Origin of the sequence: Chryseobacterium taklimakanense (assembly GCF_900187185.1) — a bacterium.
Classification (GTDB): Bacteria; Bacteroidota; Bacteroidia; order Flavobacteriales; family Weeksellaceae; genus Planobacterium; species Planobacterium taklimakanense.
In genome coordinates, this window is the sequence record NZ_LT906465.1 from 736004 (window position 1) to 755508 (window position 19505).

Annotated in this window: 21 protein-coding genes; 8 read left to right on the forward strand and 13 right to left on the reverse strand. The window is 41.0% G+C overall.

Going from position 1 to position 19505, the window contains the following annotated elements:
- Positions 1 to 1047: 1047 nt before the first annotated feature.
- From CKV81_RS03580 to tpx, 12 genes are all read right to left on the reverse strand, one after another.
- Positions 1048 to 1464 (reverse strand): SRPBCC domain-containing protein, encoded by a 417-nt coding sequence (locus CKV81_RS03580; RefSeq protein WP_095070488.1) that lies wholly within the window; start codon positions 1462 to 1464, stop codon positions 1048 to 1050.
- Between the two features lie 228 nt (positions 1465 to 1692).
- Positions 1693 to 2409, reverse strand: coding sequence for a VIT1/CCC1 transporter family protein (locus CKV81_RS03585; protein WP_095070490.1), 717 nt, complete (start codon positions 2407 to 2409; stop codon positions 1693 to 1695).
- Positions 2387 to 2755, reverse strand: coding sequence for an iron chaperone (locus tag CKV81_RS03590; RefSeq protein ID WP_095070492.1), 369 nt, complete (start codon positions 2753 to 2755; stop codon positions 2387 to 2389). The genes CKV81_RS03585 and CKV81_RS03590 overlap by 23 nt, the downstream gene beginning before the upstream one ends.
- Complete coding sequence (locus tag CKV81_RS03595) at positions 2752 to 3198, reverse strand: GNAT family N-acetyltransferase (protein ID WP_095070494.1); 447 nt, start codon at positions 3196 to 3198, stop codon at positions 2752 to 2754. Before CKV81_RS03595 ends, CKV81_RS03590 begins: the two co-directional genes overlap by 4 nt.
- Before the next feature lie 326 nt (positions 3199 to 3524).
- Positions 3525 to 3980: a VOC family protein gene (locus CKV81_RS03605; RefSeq protein ID WP_407641677.1), complete on the reverse strand. Its 456-nt coding sequence runs from the start codon at positions 3978 to 3980 to the stop codon at positions 3525 to 3527.
- A 240-nt stretch (positions 3981 to 4220) separates the two neighbouring features.
- Positions 4221 to 4622 (reverse strand): VOC family protein, encoded by a 402-nt coding sequence (locus CKV81_RS03610; RefSeq protein ID WP_095070500.1) that lies wholly within the window; start codon positions 4620 to 4622, stop codon positions 4221 to 4223.
- A gap of 2 nt (positions 4623 to 4624) precedes the next feature.
- On the reverse strand, positions 4625 to 4990 hold the full coding sequence (locus CKV81_RS03615; protein WP_095070502.1) for a nuclear transport factor 2 family protein: 366 nt from the start codon (positions 4988 to 4990) through the stop codon (positions 4625 to 4627).
- 187 nt (positions 4991 to 5177) lie between these two features.
- Entirely contained in the window at positions 5178 to 5633 is a 456-nt protein-coding gene (locus tag CKV81_RS03620) for a DinB family protein (RefSeq protein ID WP_095070504.1), read from the reverse strand.
- Between the two features lie 1244 nt (positions 5634 to 6877).
- Entirely contained in the window at positions 6878 to 7381 is a 504-nt protein-coding gene (locus CKV81_RS03625) for a DinB family protein (protein WP_095070506.1), read from the reverse strand.
- 245 nt (positions 7382 to 7626) lie between these two features.
- On the reverse strand, positions 7627 to 8193 hold the full coding sequence (locus CKV81_RS03630; RefSeq protein WP_095070508.1) for a Crp/Fnr family transcriptional regulator: 567 nt from the start codon (positions 8191 to 8193) through the stop codon (positions 7627 to 7629).
- A 66-nt stretch (positions 8194 to 8259) separates the two neighbouring features.
- On the reverse strand, positions 8260 to 9477 hold the full coding sequence (locus CKV81_RS03635) for a DUF763 domain-containing protein (RefSeq protein ID WP_095070510.1): 1218 nt from the start codon (positions 9475 to 9477) through the stop codon (positions 8260 to 8262).
- 112 nt (positions 9478 to 9589) lie between these two features.
- Positions 9590 to 10087 (reverse strand): thiol peroxidase, encoded by a 498-nt coding sequence (gene tpx / locus CKV81_RS03640; protein WP_095070512.1) that lies wholly within the window; start codon positions 10085 to 10087, stop codon positions 9590 to 9592.
- Positions 10088 to 10235: 148 nt separating this feature from the next.
- Here tpx and ku point away from each other — a divergent pair, with 148 nt between their 5' ends.
- The 7 genes from ku (at position 10236) to CKV81_RS03675 (ending at position 16861) form a co-directional block, all read left to right on the forward strand.
- Positions 10236 to 11015, forward strand: coding sequence for a non-homologous end joining protein Ku (gene ku / locus CKV81_RS03645; RefSeq protein WP_095074205.1), 780 nt, complete (start codon positions 10236 to 10238; stop codon positions 11013 to 11015).
- A 43-nt stretch (positions 11016 to 11058) separates the two neighbouring features.
- Positions 11059 to 13599 (forward strand): DNA ligase D, encoded by a 2541-nt coding sequence (ligD, locus tag CKV81_RS03650; protein ID WP_095070513.1) that lies wholly within the window; start codon positions 11059 to 11061, stop codon positions 13597 to 13599.
- 104 nt (positions 13600 to 13703) lie between these two features.
- Positions 13704 to 13868 (forward strand): phosphatidate cytidylyltransferase, encoded by a 165-nt coding sequence (locus CKV81_RS03655; protein WP_095070514.1) that lies wholly within the window; start codon positions 13704 to 13706, stop codon positions 13866 to 13868.
- A gap of 6 nt (positions 13869 to 13874) precedes the next feature.
- Positions 13875 to 14735 carry an SDR family oxidoreductase gene (locus tag CKV81_RS03660; protein WP_095070515.1) on the forward strand — a complete coding sequence of 287 codons (861 nt, stop codon included), beginning with the start codon at positions 13875 to 13877 and terminating at the stop codon, positions 14733 to 14735.
- Positions 14736 to 14762: 27 nt separating this feature from the next.
- Positions 14763 to 15026 (forward strand): hypothetical protein, encoded by a 264-nt coding sequence (locus CKV81_RS03665; protein WP_095070516.1) that lies wholly within the window; start codon positions 14763 to 14765, stop codon positions 15024 to 15026.
- On the forward strand, positions 15027 to 16130 hold the full coding sequence (locus CKV81_RS03670; protein WP_095070517.1) for a DNA topoisomerase IB: 1104 nt from the start codon (positions 15027 to 15029) through the stop codon (positions 16128 to 16130).
- Between the two features lie 2 nt (positions 16131 to 16132).
- Entirely contained in the window at positions 16133 to 16861 is a 729-nt protein-coding gene (locus CKV81_RS03675) for a DNA-formamidopyrimidine glycosylase family protein (RefSeq protein ID WP_095070518.1), read from the forward strand.
- Here the strand turns inward: CKV81_RS03675 and CKV81_RS13305 are convergent.
- Complete coding sequence (locus CKV81_RS13305) at positions 16858 to 17010, reverse strand: hypothetical protein (protein WP_157727360.1); 153 nt, start codon at positions 17008 to 17010, stop codon at positions 16858 to 16860. The two genes, CKV81_RS03675 and CKV81_RS13305, sit on opposite strands and share 4 nt — an antisense overlap.
- Positions 17011 to 17227: 217 nt before the next feature.
- Between CKV81_RS13305 and CKV81_RS03680 the strand changes: the two genes are divergently transcribed.
- Positions 17228 to 19444, forward strand: a complete 2217-nt coding sequence (locus tag CKV81_RS03680) for an NADP-dependent isocitrate dehydrogenase (RefSeq protein WP_095070519.1) — start codon at positions 17228 to 17230, stop codon at positions 19442 to 19444.
- The last annotated feature ends 61 nt before the right edge of the window (positions 19445 to 19505 follow it).

Genomic DNA, 19505 nt, shown 5'->3' on the forward strand with positions numbered 1-19505 from the left:
CTAAATCGGTGATAATCTGTGTCATCCGTGTAAGAAAAAAAATCTGCAAAATCTCTGAAATCTGCGGGAGAAAAAAAATCTCACAGATCACACAGATTTCCAAAGAAGTAATTTAATATTTCCCTAAATCCGTGATAATCTGTGTCATCCGTGTAAGAAAAAAAATCTGCAAAATCTCTGAAATCTGCGGGAGAAAAAATCGCACAGATTTCCACAGAAGTAATTTAACATTTCCATAAAATCCGTGATAATCTGTGTCATCCGTGTAAGAAAAAAAATCTGCAAAATCTCTGAAATCTGCGGGAGAAAAAATCGCACAGATTTCCACAGATTTCCACAGATTTCCACAGAAGTAATTTAACATTTCCATAAAATCCGTGATAATCTGTGTCATCCGTGTAAGAAAAAAAATCTGCAAAATCTCTGAAATCTGCGGGAGAAAAAAACCTCAAAGATTACACAGATTTCCAAAGAAGTAAATTAATATTTCCATAAAATCCGTGATAATCTGTGTCATCCGTGTGAGAAAAAAATCTGCGAAATCTACACAATCTGCCGGAAAAAAATCTCACAGATCACACAGATTTCCAAAAAAGTAAATTAATATTTCCATAAATCCGGGATAATCTGCGGCATCCGTGTGAGAAAAAAAATCTGCGAAATCTCTGAAATCTGCGGGGAACAATATTTCACAGATCACACAGATCACACAGAAGTAAATTAATATTTACATAAGATCCGTGATAATTTGTGGCATCCGTGCGAAAAAAAATCTGCGAAATCTCTGAAATCTGCGGGGAATATGAACACACAGATCACACAGATTTCCACAGATTTAAATAATACTTCCATAAAATCTGTGATAATCTGTGGCATCCGTGCGAAAAAAAATCTGCGAAAGCTCTGTAATCTGCGGGGAACAATATTTCACAGATCACACAGATTTCCACAGATTTAAATAATACTTCCATAAAATCCGTGATAATCTGTGGCATCCGTGCGAAAGAAAATATGCGAAAGCCTGAAATCTGCGGGAGAATTGAAAAGTTACAGATTTTTCTCAGCGTATTTTTCGAAGTTATGCAGAATATTTTTCCAGCCTTCGCGCTGCATTTCTACCGGCTGGCTTGGCTCTGCCTCAAAAGTTTCCACAATTTCCGTCGTGCTGTTATCGATGGCATTGAACAAAACCTGAACTTTTCTGTTGTCATCCAGCGTATAAGCGAGTTTCTGCTGTGGAATAACCTCATTGAAAGTGCCGGTATAATCGAAACCAAAACTGCCATCCTTCGCCTCCATCCTGTAATTGAAACGGCCGCCTTCGCGCACATCAGCTTCAGCTTTTGGACAGGTCCACTCATCGGTTGCGAAATTCCATTTGGTGATGTGTTCCGGTTGGGTGAAATACTCCCAAACTTTGTCTACCGGCCTTAGAATCGTTGAATCCAATGTAACTGTTTCCATAATTTTTTTGTGATTTAAATTTTTCTAAAATAGGAATTTATGAACATGTAAGCCAAATAAAGAATGGTAAAAAATGTTAAAGGAGGTTTGCCATCCCCACGATTTTTATCAAAAAAACTGTCAAATACCGCACTCAATCATTTTAATTTTTAAAATCACATTTCTGTTAAATCAAAAAGTCCGGAAAAATTTAAATTCCGGACTCTTCTTTATTTTTTTTCACTAAATTTATCCTGCATTCTTTACACCAAAGATGTAACCTACCGCAGCGGAAAGTATCATCGCGATGGTTCCCCAAATGATAATTCGCATCACAGCTTTTCCGATACTTGAACCGCCAACTTTTGCGGAAACCGTTCCCAAAATCCCAAGAAACACGATGGTGAAGGCGTAAAGCCAGTATTCCATGCCCTGTACCGGAGCTAAAAGTGCGACAAACAAAGGCAAAACACCACCTACGGTAAACGCCGCACCAGAAGCCATCGCGGCCTGCAGAGGATTGGCCTGGCTGATTTCGTTGATCCCCAATTCGTCGCGAACGTGTGCACCAAGAGCATCTTTCGCGGTAAGCTCCTGAGCAACGAGCATGGCGGTTTCCTTTTTCAGTCCTCGCTGTTCGTAGATTTGCGCTAAAATCTGCAATTCTTCTTCAGGGCTTTCCCGAAGCTCAATTTTCTCACGCTCGATATCGGCTTTTTCAATATCGGTTTGCGAACTTACGGAGACATATTCGCCAGCAGCCATAGAGAGCGCACCTGCCACGAGTCCGGCAACCGTCGCCAAAAGAATTGGTTCGCGTGCAGCGCTTGCCGCCGCCACACCGATCGCCAAACTCGAAATCGAAATAATACCGTCGTTGGCACCCAAAACTGCCGCCCGGAGCCAGTTGCTGCGGTGGATGTAGTGGCTGTCCATATAGTTATCAATCGTGATTTTCTTTTCCATACTTTATATCTTTTGATTTTTTTCTGAATTTCACAATTTTACGAATTAAATCGTACGGAATTTCATCTTTCAAAGGAAACTGCACCGAACCTTTTCCCTGTTTGAATTTCGATAACTCTTCTTTAAATTCCTCGTGTCCACTGGGCGTGGCGTAAAATCCGATGTGGTTTTTGTAACCGGCGAAGTAAACCAAAGGTTTTCCGTTAAGATAAAATCCCGGCATTCCGTAGCCGAGTTTTTCCGTTGCTTCAGGTGCTTCGTCCAAAATTATCTTCCGGATTTTCTGCATTTTTTCCTGAACGTCTTCGGGGAAATTGGCGATATATTTTGAGATTTCAGGGCTCATTTTGTCTTTGTTAGATACCAGAAAAGCGTAACTTCATCATTGCCCTCGCCTCCGGTTTTGTTATAAAATTTAATCGCGTGGTCATCCTCATTTTCAGCCGGAATGATGATTCCGTCTGCGCCAAGTTCCACCGAAATTTCTTTAAGTTTCTGCATCAGTTGAGTTCCGATGCCTTTTCGCTGCAAATTTTCTTCAACCGCCAAATCATATACAAAGATTTCAGAATTTCCGTGAACAAAAGGCATCAAAAAAGCCGAAAGTCCGCCAACAATTTGTGTGTTTTCCTCTGCAACCAGATAAATTGAATTTTCATTTTTCAAAATCTGTTCGCAATAATTTTCTGAAGCCGGTTCAGAAACTTCCATTTCAAAAACCCTTTTAAACAAGGAAGAAAGTTCCTGCATCTTGCTTGCATCGCCAGATCGCAATCGATAGATTTCCATTTTGTTTAAAAATTAAAAGCCTTACTGAAATCTCAATAAGGCTCTAATTTAAGGCTTTTTATTTACTTCATCGAATGAATTCCGAAGGTTTTTTTCCTGCTGAGGACGCTTGCACTATTTTTTCTCGCACAGATTTCACGGATTTTCACGGATTAAAATTTTTGATAAAATTTCTTGATTTTCTGTTTGATTATTTTCTCCCGCTGATTACGCCGATTGCGCCGATTCTTTTCTCGCACAGATTTTCACGGATTCTCACAGATTTAAAATTCAAATGAAGTCTCTGTGAGAATCCGTGTGATCTGTGTAATCTGTGTGATTTTATTTTAAAAAGTGGACTGTTCTGAATAATTAATCATCCACTCATTCCCGAATTTATCGACCAGCATGCCCCAATAATCGCCCCAGAATTGATCCTGCATTGGGTTTGTGGCTTTACCGCCGTTGGAAAGTGCAGCGTAAATTCTGTCGGCGTCTTCGCGGGAATCCGGTGAAATACTGATGATCACATTGTCGCCACGGCGAAACTCGAGGCCGCCGTCGGAATTGCACATCCCGGGCATGATGTCGCTGCCCATTAAAGTGTCGTCACCGATTTGAAGTGCGACGTGCATTACTCTGTTTTTTACTTCGTCCGAAATCGGCTGACCGTCTTCCTGTGCAGGAATATCGCCGAAACGCATGATTCCGTTGCCGGTAAACTCTCCACCGAAAATGTCTTTGTAAAGGTTGAAGGCTTCTTCGCAAGTGCCGTCGAAATTGAGATACGGATTAATTTTCATAATATTTTATTTTAAAATTGATTTTTATTCTTGTTCTTTTGTCTTGAAACAAAAGAACCAAAAGTTCAAGACTTGGAAACTCCGGCTAAAAATTTAAATTTAATCCTAAAATTTCCAAAACTCGGGCGGAAACACGATTATCGCACTCAAGTTAAATTTTTGCCGCCACTCAAACAGTGGAAATTTTTTAACGGATTAATTTTAAATTTTCTTCACGCCTCCGTTCCCGAGGTCATTTTATTACATTCCTTTTTCGAGGAGAAGGAGATTCCATTTGTGGCCGTCGGGATCGGAGAACATGCTACCATAATAACCGTCGGGTGATTCTTGCGGTTGCTGGTGGATTTCGCCGCCATTTTGTTTGGCTTTTTCAGTAATTTCGGCGATTTCTTCTTTGGATTTTGAGCCGATGGTGATGATGATTTCATTACCTTTCGAGGTATTGGCAACCGCGCCCATCATTGATTTTGCCAAAATTTCCTTTTTGAAAAAATGCACAATTAATTGGTTGCTGCCCGCCAGAAAACTTACGAGTTCATCTTTTTTAAAATGTTTTCCATTCGGCTCGAAACCGATGGCTTTGTAAAATTTTTCTGTGCGGTCCAAATCCTGAACCGGCAGATTTAGCCAGACATTTTCCATGATTATTCTTGGCCTTCGTTGCTTTTGTCCATCACCATATACGAATGCGCTTTGGTGATTTTCCCGTTTTCTACGGTGTAAACATCGGCGAAATAGGAGGTTTCCACTTTTCCGTTTCTTTCAGTAACGATGGTTCCGTCGCCGATAACGGTATTTCCTTCGGCAATGAGGTTGTTGATTTTCTGTTCGATGATTTTGTCGGGACCGTCTTCACTGAAGAATTTTCTGAGGTTATCCTTGCCCACGATGTCTTCCATTCCGAAGCCGGGCCAGTTGAATGTAACGTCGTCCGAAAGCGTTTCATACGCTAAATCATCGTTCACAAAAAGGTTGTCGATAAACTGCTTTACGATTGCCTTGTTTTCCATAGCATTTTGGATTTGGGTTATTAAAACTAAAAATTTGGATTTGAAATTTGTGTTAAGGAATTGATAATTAAGATTTTTTTAAAGGTTTTTCTCCCGCAGATTACACAGTTTACGCTGATTTAATACATTATCAAAAAAATCTGTGCAATCTGCATAATCTGCGGGAAAATTTAATTTTCAAGCATTTTCACTTAATCGCTCCTTCTTTTCCTAAAATCCTGCGTAAAATTCCGAATTGTCCGGCGTGGTAAATTTCGTGGAGCATAAGTGCGGCAAGGTCTTCGACGGTTTCGGGTTTTACGTTCACCATTTTTTCTAAAGCAGAAAAAATTTCTTCGGAGGATTTTTCAAATTTGGATTTCAAAAATTCAAAATCAGGAAATTCGTTTTTATGTTCGAGCGGTTTTGCGCCACGGTCGTAGAAAGAGTATTCTTCATCATTCCAGACTGTAGTTCCGCCCAATATTTTAATCATCGCGTTTCGAATAAAAATCAAATGGCCTAAAACCCAGTTCACGTTGTTCACTTCGCCATTCGGGAAAACCATCGCTTCTTCGTTGGAAATTCCGGCAAGATTTTTTGAAATGACCTCGTTGTTGAACTGGAGTTGTATTTTTAGAAACTGTAAGGCATTGGCTTGCATGTCTTAAAATTTTTATCAAAATTAGAATTTAGTTGATCTAAAATCACTTGTCATAGGGCAAGAAATTTTCATTGGTTTGAATCTTGCGCGGATTGTGCGGATTTTTTTTCTCACAGATTTCACGGATTTTCACAGATGGGTAAAGTCTTACTTTTTAACTTTTTAATTATCCCGCTGATTGCACAGATTACGCTGATTTGATAATAGGTTAAAATTCTGTGTGATCTGTGTGATCTGTGTGATTTTTTCTCTCTCCGATTGCACGAATTGTTTGGGCTTTTTTTCTCACAGATTTCACGGATTTTCACAGATGGGTAAAGTCTTACTTTTTAACTTTTTAATTATCCCGCTGATTGCACAGATTACGCTGATTTAATAATAGGTTAAAATTCTGTGTGATCTGTGTGGATCTGTGTGATCTGTGTGATTTTTTGTCTCTCCGATTGCACGAATTGTTTAGGCTTTTTTTCTCACAGATTTCACGGATTTTCACAGATGGGTTAAGTCTTACTTTTTAACTTTTTAATTATCCCGCTGATTTCACAGATTACGCTGATTTGATAATAGGTTAAAATTCTGTGTAATCTGTGTGATCTGTGTGATCTGTGTGATTTTTTCTCTCTCCGATTGCACGAATAGTTTAAGCTTTTTTTCTCACAGATTTCACGGATTTTCACAGATGCGTAAAGTCTTACTTTTTAACTTTTTAATTATCCCGCTGATTGCACAGATTACGCTGATTTGATAATAGGTTAAAATTCTGTGTGATCTGTGTGATCTGTGTGATCTGTGTGATTTGTGTGGTTTTTTGTCTCTCCGATTGCACGAATTGTTTGGGCTTTTTTTCTCACAGATTTCACGGATTTTCACAGATGGGTAAAGTCTTACTTTTTAACTTTTTAATTATCCCGCTGATTGCACAGATTACGCTGATTTGATAATAGGTTTAAAATTCTGTGTGATCTGTGTGATCTGTGTGATTTTTTCTCTCTCCGATTGCACGAATTGTTTAGGCTTTTTTTCTCACAGATTTCACGGATTTTCACAGATGGGTAAAGTCTTACTTTTTAACTTTTTAATTATCCCGCTGATTGCACAGACTGCGCTAATTTATTAATGCAGCTTAGAAAAAATCTGTGGAAATCTGCGTAATCTGTGAAATCAGCGGGATATTATTTGATTCTAAAACAAAAAAATAACAGATCACAAAACCTGTTACTTTTTATATTTACTCTTAAGAAAAATTACTTTCCGTGGCTTTCTTCGTAAGTTGGGCCGTAAAGTCCGGGAACTTTATTTCCGCTGGCGCGAAGGTGTGCAACCAGTTCACCACGATGGTGATAAAGGTGGTTATAAAGCAGACTGCGCACCATCGCAATTCTTGGAGCCGGCCCTATAAACGTCTGTCCGTTTGCGCCCATGGACCAGTTGTTCATATAAGTGGATTCGTCTGAATTTGCTAAAATTTCACGGGCTTTTTTTACATTTTCTTCAAATTTTTCCACAATGTTGGAAGCCCTGCTGATGTCGCCTTTGTCGTAGGAATATGTCCCCATATCGAAATTATCAGTGTTGAAAGTACCGTCATACCAGTTGTACACTTCCGCGATGTGCGACGCCAGTTGCCCGACGGACCAAAGTTGCGGTTGCGGACGGTAATCCAGTGCAGAATCCGGAATGGAGTTCAATAATTTTCTTGTGTTTTCGGCCTCGTAGTCGAATTCGTTTAATAGTCCCTGCTTAATCATTTTGGTAGCATTTTAATTTGGTTGTGGATGATAAAATTAAAAAGATTATTTCAGAATATCATGTTAAATATTTATAATCAATATTTACCGCTGCAGCCAATTTGTGTAAGACTTCGATGGTTTGCTGAATATCGTCGTAATCTCATAGCGCTGTTTTGGAATTAGAGAAAAGAATGACTATTGTAGATATTCTGTACAACAAATTTTACTGCCCGTTGAAGGTTAAGATGACGTTTACCAACAGCTTAAATCTCCCTTCTGATTCTGCTCAGCGAAGAATCCGTAATTCCGAGATATGAAGCGATCTGTTTTAAAGGGACATTCCGGATGATTTGCGGTTTTTCTTTCATCAGTTTTAAATATCTTTCCGAAGCCGTTTTCATCACCACATCCAACGACCGCTGTTTCATTGAAAAAACCTGATACGAAAACCACACCCTTCCCCACTCCCGGAAACCTTCGATTTCGTGGAAAAGTTCCTGGAAATCATCGTAACTGATTTTCCATAATACACAATCCATTACCGCCTGTAGGTTTTCCTGCGACGGAATTTTCTGAAAAAGCGACGAGGGAACAATCACAATATCATTTTCCACAAAAAACTCGGTAGTGATTTCATTCTGGTCGTAATCATGCACAAAACCGCGGACAATTCCACTTTCCAAAATGTAGTATTCCGCTGAAATCTCGCCTTCGCGAAGCAGAAATTCATTCTTTTTAAATTCAGTACGCTGATGTTTCGACGCAAGTTTTTCCAAATCGTTTTCGGAAAGTAAAGGATGCTGGTAAACAAACTTGAGATTCTGCTGCATCGATAAATTTGCACTTAAAATTAAAAAAAGACATTGGAAAATATCATTTTCAGGCCACAGTTATTATTAAAACAAACTCAACTGGATTCCGCCATTCCCTAAATTTCCTTTCGATGGTTTCGCATCACCAAAAACCGTTTTCCCGCCAAAACGCCAGGAGTTTTCGCGTTCTTCTTCAATGACCTCCTGAATATTAAAATTTGGTATAAAGTTTTCTTCGATTTTTAAATTGATTTCGTGTAACTTTTTCACGGCGTGGATTTTATCTGAATTTCCGAGTTTGGATTTTTCAATTCCCAATCTTAAAATTTCCAGAGTTTCATCATAAACTTTTACAGGAACCGGAAACGGGTGGCCGTCTTTTCCGCCGTGGGCAAAGGAAAAACGTGCAGGATCCTTAAACCTTGCCGGTGCGCCGTAAATCACCTCCGACACCAAAGCCAGACTTTGCATCGTACGCGGGCCGACGCCTTTTAACAATAATAATTCCTCGAAATTTTCGGGTTGCATTTCCCTCGCCAAAGTGAGTGTTGCGCCAAGTCTTTTCAAATTGACATCCTCTGCGCGGACATCATGATGCGACGGCATAATCAGCGAAATTTCCTTCATAATTTTTTCGGGTGCTCCGTGGGAAATTTCCATAATCCCGTTTCGGTTTTCCCGGGCATCGTGATGGGTGAGATTTAAAATTTCACCAACATTGACGCCTTCAATTCCCTGATGTGGCTCATCTACAAAGGATTTCAGATTTTCGGAATGCCAGTGGTAACGGCGTGCGGTTTTGTCCTGTGCATTCATGCCCTGTTGCACTACCGTCCATTTTCCTTCGTCACTCAGGATAAAATTATGTGTATAAAGTTGGTAACCGTCGAGAATGGCGGTATTGTCCACTTTTGCGGAAAGTTTGCTCGCACGCACCAGCTCGTTTCCGTTCAGTCCTGTTAGGTCTGCAATCTTCAGAAGTTCATGTGGTGTTTCTTTGGCGAATTTTCCTTTTCCGCCCGCAATGTATATTCCAAATTCTTTTGAATGAGGATTAATTGCCCGTTTCAGCGCGCCCATCACGGAGGTGGTAACGCCCGACGAATGCCAGTCCATTCCCATCACCGCGCCAAGGCTTTGAAACCAAAACGGATCGCTCATCCGGCGCAACACCTCATCTTTTCCGTAATCTTCGAGCAAAACTTCAAAAACCGCAAGGCCAAGTCTTGACATGCGTTCGTACAGCCATTGTGGAACATAGCCATAGTGAAGCGGGAGGTTTGCGGAACCGGAGCGTTTCATAAGTGTTCAGTGATTAATCTTTCGAGTTTAAATCTTACTTAAGACAGAAAATCAAAGATCTTCACATGGAAAACCTTTGATTTTACAGTTTGAATTTTTACGGTATCAGTAATTATTTTGCGGCACTCAGTGCTGCCTCATAATTAGGCTCCTGTGTAATTTCAGGAACCTGCTCTGTGTAGATTACTTTATTATTTTCATCAGTTACGATAACCGCTCTTGAAAGCAGACCTTTCATAGGGCTATCAGTGATAGAAACGCCATAATCATCACCGAAAGTTCCTCTGAAATCCGATAAGGTTTCTACGTGATCCAGACCTTCAGCAGCGCAAAATCTGCCCAGCGCAAACGGTAAATCCTTAGAGACGTTGATAACCACAGTGTTTTCCAAATTTCCAGCCTCTTCATTGAATTTTCTTGCAGAAGACGCGCAAACTCCGGTATCAATCGACGGGAAAATATTGAAGATTTTTTTCTTCCCGTCATAATCTGAAAGCTGCTTTACTTCAAGCTTTTCGTTTACCAGTGCGAAATCTTTTATCGACAGTCCATTTTCCGGCAAGTTGCCTATCGTGTTTACTGCATTACCTTTTAAGGTGATATTAGCCATAAGAATTTGTTTTAATGTTAATTTCAAAAATAGGTATTTTAAAACTTAAATACTTGTAAGATTCGGTTAAATAATTCATAAATTTTAATGGTCCGAAGATTTGTCACGGTTTTTGATGTCTGCAAGTTACCATCACAAAGATAACATTATGAGAGCAATCTGGAGCGGCGCCATCGGTTTTGGCCTGGTAAATATTCCCATCAAATTATATTCGGCATCGGAAGAAAGCAGCATCGATCTCGATATGCTCGACAGCAAGGATTTCAGCAATATAAAATTCAAAAGGGTAAATGAAAAGACGGGCAAGGAAGTCGCTTACGAGAATATCGTAAAAGGCTATAAAATGGAAGACCGCTACATCGTTCTGGAAAAGGAAGATTTCGAAGCGGCATCACCTGAAAAATCCAAAATCCTTTCCATAAAACAGTTTGTAAATCACGACGATATAGATCCTGCGTATTTTGAAACGCCTTACTTCCTCGAACCGCAAAAAAACAGCGAGGAAGCCTACAAACTTCTCCTGAAATCTTTGGTAAAAACAAAAATGGCCGGCATCGGAACATTTATTTTAAGAGAAAAAGAAATCCTGTGCCTTGTAAGGCCTTACGAAAACAAAATCCTGATGGTGAACCGGATGCGGTTCCCACAGGAGTTGCGCTCCTACGAAGACCTGAACATTCCCGCCGGAAAAAATCCTAAAGAAGAAGAACTGAAAATGGCCGAAAGCCTGATCAGGCAACTTGCCACGGATTTCACTCCGGAAAAATTCAAGGATACTTATCATGATGATCTGATGAAAATCATTAATCAAAAAGCCAAAGGCAAAGCCGTGAAAATCGATGAACCAGCCGAAAAGCAAACGGCACCAAGTGATCTAATGGCGATGCTTAAAGCCAGTCTGGAAGCAGGAAAAAAAGCAACCGGATAAGCGGCCATGAAATTTCAAACAAAAAATTTTTAAAAAAAATGCGATGTCACTAAAAGAATACAACGAAAAGCGTGATTTCAAGCAGACTGCAGAACCCGAAGGCATTGCCGAGACTTCTGGCGAGAAACTCCGTTTTGTGGTTCAGCGGCATGCGGCGTCGCATCTGCATTACGACTTCCGGCTGGAAATGGACGGGGTGCTGAAAAGTTGGGCCGTTCCAAAAGGCCCGTCATTAAACCCCAAAGACAAACGCCTTGCAATGCATGTGGAAGATCATCCTTTTTCTTACCGCACTTTCGAGGGAACAATACCGAAAGGAAATTACGGCGCCGGTGAAGTAGAAATTTGGGATGAAGGCTGGTATGAACCTTTAAACAAAATAAAAGGCAAAACCGATGACATGGTCATGCGCGCCGAACTGCACAGGGAAAGCCTGAAATTCATCATGCACGGCAAAAAACTGCAGGGCGAATTTGCTCTGGTAAAAATTAAAAACTCTGCCGACGGTAAATCCTGGCTGCTCATCAAACATAAAGACGAATTTGCGACCGAGTTTTACGATGCTGAAGAACACACCGCCAAAAACTCAAAAGTTACTGCAGCACTCCATAAAAAAGACGGAGAAAAGGTTTCTGAAAGCACTGGAAAAACTTACCGGAACTACGCCCCTGCTCTTTCTAAAGAAAAGAAGCTGAAGCAATTCATCGAGCCTATGCTGGCAAAAAATTCGGACAATAAACCTTTTGACGGCAAGGACTGGGCTTTTGAAATAAAATGGGACGGTTACCGCGCGGTTGCAGATCTGCGCGACGGAATACAGTTGTACTCGAGGAACGGACTGGATTTTTCTGGAAAATTCAAAAAAATTGTTAACCAGTTGGGTTTGCAGGAGCACGAAATGGTCTTAGACGGCGAAGTTGTAGCGTATGATGACAAAGGAAAACCGAATTTCCAGTGGCTGCAGAATATTGGTGAGCGGCCAAATGTGAACCTGATTTACCAGGTCTTTGATATTTTATTTTTAAATGGCCACTCCACCAGAAGTTTAAGCTTCCTCGAACGGAAAGAACTTCTTAAAGGCGCACTGAAAGAAACGGAGAATATCAAATACTGCGACCACATCCTCGAAAAAGGAAAAGAGTTTTTCCGGCTTGCCGAAGATATGGGTTTGGAAGGCATCATAGCCAAAAAAACGGAAAGCACATACACCGACGGCATCCGAAGTTCGGAATGGATTAAGGTGAAAACGCAGCAAACCGATGAAGTCATCATTTGTGGATACACTGAACCGAAAGGCGCCAGAAAAAACTTTGGCTCCCTGATTCTCGGACAGTTTCAGGATGGTGAACTTACCTTTTCCGGCCACATCGGAACCGGATTTTCAGATAAAACCTTAAAGGAACTTTTTGAACTGATGAAGCCTTTGGTAACAGATCAATCACCTTTCAAAAAAATCCCGAAAACCAACGAAAAACCAACCTGGCTTAAACCTGAACTTATCGCCGAAATCAAATATTCTGAAAAGACTAAAGACGGCATTTTCAGACATCCTGTTTTCCTGCATTTAAGGGAAGACAAAGTGGTTGAAGATGTGAAAAGTGACGAACAAATCCCCGAGGAGACCATGGAAAAGGAGACACCAAAAGCCGTAAAAAAAGAACCTGCAGCAAGAGAGAACGAATCTAAAACAAAAATTGGCAAACAGGAAGTAAAACTGACCAACCAAAACAAAATTTATTTCCCGAAAGACGGTGTTACCAAAGGTGATGTGGTGGCATATTACCAAAGCGTGGCAGAATTCATTTTACCTCACCTTAAAAACCGAGCACAGTCTTTAAATCGTTTCCCGAACGGTATTGACGGAATGAGTTTCTACCAGAAAGACGCCGCCGATGAAACTCCCGACTGGATTGAAACCCACAAAATATATTCCGACAGCAATGATAAATACATCAATTATATCATCTGTAACGATGCTGCCACCCTCGCCTACCTCAACAATTTGGGCTGCATTGAAATGAATGTCTGGACGAGCAGAATTGATGATATCGAAAATCCGGATTACCTCGTTCTAGACCTCGATCCCTCTGACAATAATACTTTTGACGACGTCATCGTGACCGCAAACGAAGTAAAAAAGATTTTAGATAAAGCAAAAATAGAAGGGTACCCGAAAACTTCCGGAAGTTCGGGCATCCATGTTTATATTCCAATGGGCAGCGAATATTCTTTTGAACAGGTTAAAAATTTTGGCCACGTCCTGATGCAGCAGGTTCAGCAAAACCTTCCTGATATCACAACCCTGGAAAGAAGCCTTCAGAAAAGGGACAAGAATAAGATCTACCTTGATTATCTGCAAAACCGCCGCGGACAAACATTGGCGAGTGTTTACAGTTTAAGGCCGAAGAACGGTGCGCCCGTTTCAATGGCTTTGGAATGGAAAGAAGTGAAATCCGGACTTAAACCCACCGATTGGAACATCGAAAATGCTTTGGCGAGAATCGAGAAAAAAGGCGACCTGTTTCTTCCGACCTTAAATAAAGGAATAGACATGCTGAAGGCCATTGAAAACCTTCAGAAATAGGGCTTTTCTTACACGATTTCTGCCGGCTTTTTTAAAATTACAACAATTTCTTTTGTTGGTTGAATCTTTGCTGAAACTCTTTCACATTAAAAAAATAAAATATTATGAAACGATTCAGCATTTACTCAGTATTGGCAATCCTGTTATTTTCCCTAACATCGTGTGAAGCCGTTGGTACTGTATTCGAAGCCGGCAAATGGTACGGAATCATCCTTGCCGTAATCATCGTGGGGGTATTGTTTTTCCTTTTCGGAAGGGGTAAAAAATAATTCCAGATGCAAAAGAAAACAGCCCGTGCAGTGAGGCCGCCGCAGAGCCAGAACAAACCGGGAACCGAGAAAAAAATGAATCCGGTTCCTGAAAGCGAACCTGTGAACCAATCCGGCGGGAAACTTCAGGGTAAAGTAGCCATCATCACCGGCGGCGACAGCGGAATTGGTAAGGCGACCGCAATTCTCTTTGCACAGGAGGGCTGCGATGTCGTCATTCCTTATTTAAGTGAAACCACAGACGCCAAAGACACGCAGACCGAAGTTGAACAACTAGGGCAAAAATGTGTCCTGATAAAAGGTGATTTAGGCAAAGAACCCCACTGTAAAAAAGTCATTGATAAGACCATTTCCGAATTTGGGAAACTGGATATTTTAGTGAACAACGCTGCGAATCATTGGGAAAGCAAAAGTCTGGAAGACATCACGACAGAACAGATGATGAAGACTTTCCATTCCAACGTTTTCTCTGTTTTTTGGCTGACTAAATTTGCTTTGAAACACTTGAAAAAAGGCGGCAGTATCATTAACACGGTATCGGTTACGGCGTATCGTGGCAGCGGGCATCTCATTGATTATGCGTCCACAAAAGGAGCTGTTCTGGCCTTTACCCGAAGTCTTTCGGCAAATCTTGCCGAGAAGGGAATTCGCGTCAATGCTGTTGCTCCCGGACCGATCTGGACCCCGCTCATCGCTTCGACGTTTTCGAAAAAGAAAGTTTCAGAATTTGGCAGCGATACGCCAATGAAACGTGCCGGACAACCCAATGAAGTGGCAACCTGCTTTCTGTTCCTGGCTTTAGAAGACTCTTCATATATCACAGGACAGGTGCTTCATCCCAACGGTGGTGAAATCGTGAACGGGTAAAATTTTAAAACTTTAAATCAAATTATTATGAAAATTAAATTGCAGGAAAACGAGGTTTCCATCGTGAAACTTGGCGATTCCAAAGAAAATAACGGCGTATATACCAGAACTGTAACGTTTGAAATGAACGGCCGGCAGTTTGACCGCGAAATACTTCTGACGCCTAACGGAACCGGCGCAGATTATGGGGATTTTGATAATTTCTACGCGATGAACAAGGAAACTGTAGATGCGAGCCTCACAGAATATTTTTCTGAAAACCACTCCTATCTTAACCAGCCGAACCCGTAAATGCAAGACACGCCCTTAGACATCGTAAACGCGCTGAAACCTTCGAAAATCCTTAAAATAATGAAGGATCCGGTGAAATCTGCAAACGCCGTCGAACTGGTTTATACCAATGACCAGAGTGCGGAAGGCATTACCAGGAAAAAATATGGTAAGAAATTCCACTATTACCTTGATGGTGTGCGGATTAATGATCAGCAAGAAATCGCCAGAATTAACAAACTCGCCATTCCGCCGGCTTGGGAACAGGTATGGATCTGCGCTTTGAATAACGGACATCTTCAGGCGACCGGAATCGATGCGAGACAGCGCAAACAGTACCGCTACCATCCAGTTTGGAACGCTTTGCGCAACCATACCAAATTTTACAGGATGCTGCAATTTGGCTATACTTTGCCGAAAATACGCCTTCAGATTGAACAGGATCTGTCGCTCGGGAAACTGGAGCAAAGAAAAGTACTGGCCGTTATTGTAAGTTTGATGGAGCGCACCAACATCAGAATCGGAAACAACGTTTACGAAAAACTTTACGGCTCATTTGGACTTACCACACTGAAAGACAAACATATCGATGTAAAGGGCGATAAGATTAAGTTTTCATTCAAAGGTAAAAAAGGAATTTACCACGATATCGATTTGAAAAACCGAAGACTCGCAAAAGCCGTCCAGAACTGCAAAGACATTCCCGGCAAAGAACTTTTCCAGTACTACGACGAAGACGGTAAACGCCACGCCGTGGACAGCGGAATGGTGAATTCCTACATTAAGGAAATCAGCGGTGACGACTTTACGGCAAAGGATTTCCGGACGTGGAGCGGAACTGTGAATGCTTTGATTGCTTTCAAAGAAATCGGCCTCGCAGAAAACAATAAGGAGTACAAATCAAAAGTAAAGGAAGCGCTTGAAAAAGTGGCCGAAAACCTCGGAAATACGGCTACGGTTTGCAGAAAATACTACGTGCATCCTTTAGTCATCAATCTTTACGAAAACTCTTCCATTGAAAAATATCTGGATGAACTCGATAAAATTGAAGTAGATGACGGCAAATCGGGATTGACAAAAGAAGAGCAAATTGTAATGAAAATTCTGGAAAACGAAAAGCTTTAGTTATGCCTGAAGGCCCAACCATCGTCGCGCACCAAAAACAGATCAAAAAATTTGAAGGCAAAACCGTAAGCGAAAGTGGCGGATACCGAAATCCCTTTGCTGACGACATTTCGGGAGAAAAACTGATGAAGGTCGATACCTTTGGGAAATATTTAATTCTTCAGTTTAAAAAAATCTTTATCACGGTACATTTTGGACTTTACGGAAGGTATTTAATTAATGACACCAAGAAAGTAAATCCCAGCTTTACTTTACATTTCGGTAATGCTTTTGTCAACTTCTATGTGGTTAATCTTAAGAAATTTGAAGGAAAAGCCGATGATTATTTCAACCGGAAATTAGACGTTTTCTCTAAAGAATTCAACTCTGATGAAGTAAAAAAACTGCTGCTTGAAAAACTTCCGAAAAAGAAAATCGGTGACGCTCTGATGAACCAGGATATTTTTCCGGGCGTGGGAAATGTCATCCGGAATGAGGTTTTATTCCTGGCAAAAATTCATCCCGAAAGCATAGTTGAAAAAATTCCTTCTAAAAAAATGGATGATTTGATTTTCCATATCAAAGAATTCAGCATCAATTCCGTAGAACTCATTGAAAAGAAAATCTGGAAATCGTCTTCAGCTGTATACAGAAAGGAAAAATATAAAAATGAAACCGTCGAAATGTACGTTTCTCAGGCTATAAAGAGAAAGACCTTCGTGGTGGAAAGCCTTCAAAAATTATACAATTAGTTGGTTACCGGCTGAGCTTCGCCCGTATTAAGGCTTTCAAACAGATCCGGGAAAATCGCCATCAGGATAAAGTAGAATATTATCAGTGAGATGATAACTCCAATTGCAATTACGACACCTTTTGACGGTGTATTTTTTTTGTTTTCCATAATACTTTATTTTTATTGTTTATTTGTCTCAGTATTCGCCATCGCCAGAGAATGTGCCATTACAAATCTACATCCGTCAGTATTTGGGTGTCTTACACAATTCACCCAATTTGTTAGAAAATCTCACTTTATTAAACTCTGCTTTCAGCGCCTTAGATTATTCAATTTTGATTAAATTTGTAATTCTGAATTTTTCATCAAAAAAAATACTATATAAATGTCACAGGCAAAAATCTATTACACCTTGACGGATGAAGCGCCAATGCTTGCCACACATTCGTTTTTACCAATCGTGAAAGCCTTCACAAAACCTGCAGGAATCGAGATTGCAGTTCCGGATATTTCTTTGGCGGGAAGAATTTTAGCAAACTTCCCCGAAGTGTTGACCGAAGAGCAAAAAATCCCGGATTACCTGGCAGAACTGGGACAACTGGCAACGCAACCGGAAGCGAACATCATTAAATTACCAAATATATCAGCATCTGTTCCGCAACTGGAAGAAGCGATTGCTGAACTTCAAAAGCAAGGTTATAATTTACCAAATTACCCGGCAGAACCTAAAAATGAGGAGGAAAAAGCCATCAACGCACAATATGCAAAAGTGCTTGGATCGGCTGTAAATCCGGTGTTAAGAGAAGGAAATTCTGACCGCCGCGCGCCGAAGTCGGTTAAAGATTATGCAAAAGCTAACCCACACAAAATGGGCGAATGGAAATCTGACAGCAAAACCGAAGTCGCGCATATGGAAAAAGGCGATTTCTATGCGACAGAAAACTCCGTTACCCTTGAAAATGCCGGCCAGTTCAAGATTGTATTCTACGGAAACGACGGTTCTACAAAGGTTTTAAAAGACCTTGCACCATTGAAAGCCGGCGAGATCATCGATTCATCAGTTTTAAATTTAAATGAATTAAAATCAACAGTTGCTGAAGCAATAGAAAGAGCAAAATCTCAAGATGTACTTCTTTCCGCTCATCTCAAAGCAACGATGATGAAAGTTTCGGATCCAATCATTTTCGGGGCGATAGTGGAAACTTACTTCAAAGATGTTTTCACAAAATATAAAGACACTTTTGTTGAGCTCGACATCAATCCAAACTTCGGATTGGCGACTCTTTACGAGAAAATTGCCGGACATCCGAAAGAAGCTGAAATTAAAGCCGATATTGATGCTGCAATTACCAACGGCCCGAGAATCGCAATGGTAAATTCTGACCAGGGAATCACAAATTTCCACGTTTCTTCTGATGTTATTGTGGATGCTTCCATGGCTGCCCTTGTTCGCGGCGGCGGAAAAATGTGGAATAAAGACGGCGCAGAAGAAGATACCGTTTGCATCATCCCGGACAGAACTTATGCCGGTTTCTACGAAGCGATTATTGAAGATATGAAGAAAAACGGTGCAATAAATCCGAAGACTTTTGGCTCCGTACCGAATGTTGGTCTGATGGCGCAAAAAGCTGAAGAATACGGTTCCCACGACAAAACTTTCCAAATTTCTGCTGAGGGAACGGTGAAAGTTGAAGACGAAAACGGAAATATCCTTCTTCAGCAAAAAGTGGAAAAAGACGATATTTTCAGAATGTGCCAGACCAAAGATGCGCCAATCCAGGATTGGGTGAAACTTGCCGTAAACAGGGCGAAACTTTCAAATACGCCGGCGATTTTCTGGCTGGATAAAGGCAGGGCGCATGATGCACAGATCATCAAAAAAGTTGAAAAATACCTTCAGGATTATGATTTGACCGGTCTTGACATCCGCATTATGGATGTAAAAGACGCTATGCTTGAAACTCTGAAAAGAGGGCGCGAAGGTAAAGACACGATTTCAGTTTCCGGAAACGTTTTGAGAGACTACCTGACCGATATGTTCCCGATTCTGGAGCTTGGAACTTCAGCAAAAATGCTTTCTATCGTTCCATTGATGAACGGCGGCGGACTTTTTGAAACCGGAGCAGGTGGATCTGCACCGAAACACATCGAACAGTTTATTCATGAAGGTTATCTGCGTTGGGATTCTTTGGGTGAATTCCTTGCACTGCAGGCGTCTCTGGAGCATCTGGCACAAACCCAGAATAATGAAAAAGCTCAGGTTCTGGCTGATGCTTTGGATGAAGCGAATGCGCTTTTCCTTCAAAATGATAAATCACCTGCGAGAAAAGTTGGCGGAATTGATAACCGCGGGTCGCATTTCTATCTGGCGATGTATTGGGCAAATGCTTTGGCAAACCAAACCAAAGACGCAGATCTTGCGGAAAAATTTAAACCGGTTGCGGCGGCTATGAATGAAAATGAAACAAAGATCAACGAAGAGCTCATCGGTGCACAGGGTAAACCGCAGGACATCGGCGGCTACTACCATCCGGACTTCGCAAAGACTGATGCAGCCATGCGACCGAGTGCGACGCTGAACAGAATTGTGGATTCTATATAGAACCGAGATTCAAGAGTCAAGAGTCGAGAAACAAGACTTTTTAAACTTCCTGAAATTTTTC